Below are 2555 nucleotides of genomic sequence, written 5' to 3'. Positions count from 1 at the left end.
AGGCGGACCGGATGCTCGACATGGGGTTCATCCCCGATATCGAGGAAATTTGCACCAAGCTGCCCAAGCAGCGCCAGACGCTTCTCTTCTCCGCGACCATGCCGCCGCCGATCAAGAAGCTGGCCGACAAGTTCCTGGAAAACCCCAAGACGATCGAGGTCGCGCGTCCCGCCTCGACCAACATCAACATCGCCCAGTTCGTGGTGCCGGTCGCGGCCCAGTCGTTCGAGAAGCGCAAGCGCCTGCGCCAGCTCCTCAAGCAGGAGGAGGTTCGCACCGCGATCATCTTCTGCAACCGCAAGACGACGGTGCGCGAGCTCAACAAGTCGTTGAAGCAGCACGGCTTCCGCTCGGGCGAGATCCATGGCGACATGGAACAGCCGCAGCGCCTGGCCGAGCTGGACCTGTTCAAGCGCGGCGAGATCAACATCCTGGTCGCCTCCGACGTCGCCGCGCGCGGGCTGGACATCAAGGGCGTCAGCCATGTGTTCAACTTCGACGCGCCTTGGCACCCGGACGATTATGTCCACCGCATCGGCCGTACCGGTCGCGGCGGTGCGACCGGCGTCGCCTATACCTTCGTCGCGCCCGATGACGCCGAGAATCTCGAGAATATCGAGAAGCTGACCGGCCAGAAGATCGACCGGCTCGAACTGCCCGCCGTCGCCGAGGAGGAACGCCCCGGCCGCCGTCGTCGCGAACGCGCGCCGCGCGCGGAGGCGGTCGAGACGGTCGCACCGAGCGAAGCGGAGGTGGAGGCACAGCCCGCGCGTGCGCTGCGCCCGCGCCAGGACGAGCCGCGTTTCGAGGCACCGCGCGACGAACCGCGTGGCGGCGACCGCCGTCGCGACCGTCGCCGTCCGAACGCCGGCGAGGCACCGGACGATGGCGGCTGGAACGGCCCGATCCCGGACTTCCTCAAGGTCACGCTGACCGTCTGAGGCCCCATGTCGCTCGACATCATCAGCTTCGTCGAACCCCAGTCGCCGAGCATCGCCAGCCCCTGCGTCAATGTCTGCACCATGGACAAGGCGACGGGCTGGTGCCTGGGTTGCGCCCGCACGATCCGCGAGATTTCCAACTGGAGCGCCAAGCCCGCCGAGGAACGCCGCACGATCCTGGCCGCGCTGCCCACGCGCAAGGCGGAGTTGGCGGCGCGCAAGGGTTGAGGGCTTAACCTCCGCTTCCCTTACCCCAGCCTCCGTTCCGCCTGAGCGAAGGCGAAGGCCAAGGGAAACCATATCCGCCGGACACCAAGCCTAGCCTCGCATGCAGGGCGTGGCCTTCGACTGCGCTCAGGCCGAACGGAGGTTGGGATACTTACCGCCCCACGAACCGCCCCGGCCGCCGCTCGGTGACCGCGCGTACCCCTTCGGCGAAGTCCTCGGTCTGCATCAGCACCGCCTGCTCGGCCAGTTCGTGATCGGTCGCGGCCTCGACCAGCGCGCGCAGGTCGCCGCGCAGGGTAGCCCGCGTGGACGCGACCGCCAGCGGCGCCCCCGCCGCGATCTCCTGCGCCAGCGCCATCGCGGTGGCGTACAGCGACTCCGCTGGGGCCAACTGGTCGACCAGTCCCCAGCGCTCCGCCTCCTCGCCGCGTATGCGCCGGCCGGTCAGCAGCATCAGCGCGGCCCGCTGCCGCCCGATCACCCGTTCCAGCACCGCCGAAATGCCGAACCCGGGATGCAGCCCCAGCTGCACGAAGTTGGCGACGAACCGCGCTTCGGGCGCTGCGATGCGGAAATCAGCGACCAGCGCCAGGCCAAGCCCCGCCCCCACTGCCGCCCCCTGCACCGCCGCGACCACCGGCGTTCGCACCCCGAACAGCCGCGCGGCCGCCACATAGAAGGGGCTGCGCGCGCCGGGCGGCAGGGGGTCCGCCACCGGATTGGCATGGACCAGATCGGCACCCGCGCAAAACACTCGTCCTTCCGATTGCAACAGGATCGCGCGTACCGCCGGATCGGCATCCGCCGAATCGAACGCATCGCCCAATTCGGAAATGGTTCCCAGCCCCAGATGATTATTTGGCGGATTCCGTAACGTAATTACGGAAACGGCGCCGTCGCGTTCCTGTTCTACCGTCATGTATGCCGCTTTGCCGCCATTTCGCGTGCAAGACCAGCGCCATACCCGTTGCTCGAAAGACACAGTGATGACGGTTCGAACGGCGCGCCGCCAACAGATGCTTGAGCCGACGCCATGACCGCGCGTAGATGACCGCCATGTCAGAATGACCGGCCGATCACAGGCTGGCATCGGCATCAGGAGCCGGCGGGCTCCGTGCCCGGAGAGGATGCCGGGCGGCCCGGAGGCGGGCCGCCCCTTCCCCCCCTCGCCGACCCGCCCTTCGCGTCGATGCGCGAAGCCCATCCGGGATGGCACCTGAACACGGGACCGGCGCCGATATCCGCTTGGGGCCGCCGGCATATGGGGAACAACGATGAAGACGATGATGACGGCTGCGCTGCGCGCAACGCTGGCCACTTCCACGATTCTGGGCGCCGCCACCCTGATGGTCGCGCCCGCCGCTGCGCAGACGACGACGGCGCAGG

The 2555-nt window shown here is 68.3% G+C and carries 3 protein-coding genes; 2 read left to right on the top strand and 1 reads right to left on the bottom strand.

The features are described from left to right. Positions 1 to 941, top strand: a 941-nt coding sequence (locus ACQKJZ_RS18950; RefSeq protein WP_427733208.1) for a DEAD/DEAH box helicase, incomplete at its 5' end; no start/stop codon positions are given. 6 nt (positions 942 to 947) lie between these two features. After that, entirely contained in the window at positions 948 to 1169 is a 222-nt protein-coding gene (locus ACQKJZ_RS18945) for a DUF1289 domain-containing protein (RefSeq protein WP_427733206.1), read from the top strand. A gap of 151 nt (positions 1170 to 1320) precedes the next feature. Here the strand turns inward: ACQKJZ_RS18945 and ACQKJZ_RS18940 are convergent, their stop codons facing one another. Next, positions 1321 to 2088, bottom strand: a complete 768-nt coding sequence (locus ACQKJZ_RS18940) for an enoyl-CoA hydratase/isomerase family protein (RefSeq protein ID WP_427733204.1) — start codon at positions 2086 to 2088, stop codon at positions 1321 to 1323. Between the last annotated feature and the right edge of the window lie 467 nt (positions 2089 to 2555).

Origin of the sequence: Sphingomonas sp. NPDC019816 (genome assembly GCF_050274375.1) — a bacterium.
GTDB lineage: Bacteria > Pseudomonadota > Alphaproteobacteria > Sphingomonadales > Sphingomonadaceae > Sphingomonas.
Note: the sequence above shows the minus strand (reverse complement) of the source record. Positions and strands in the feature narration are given on the sequence as shown.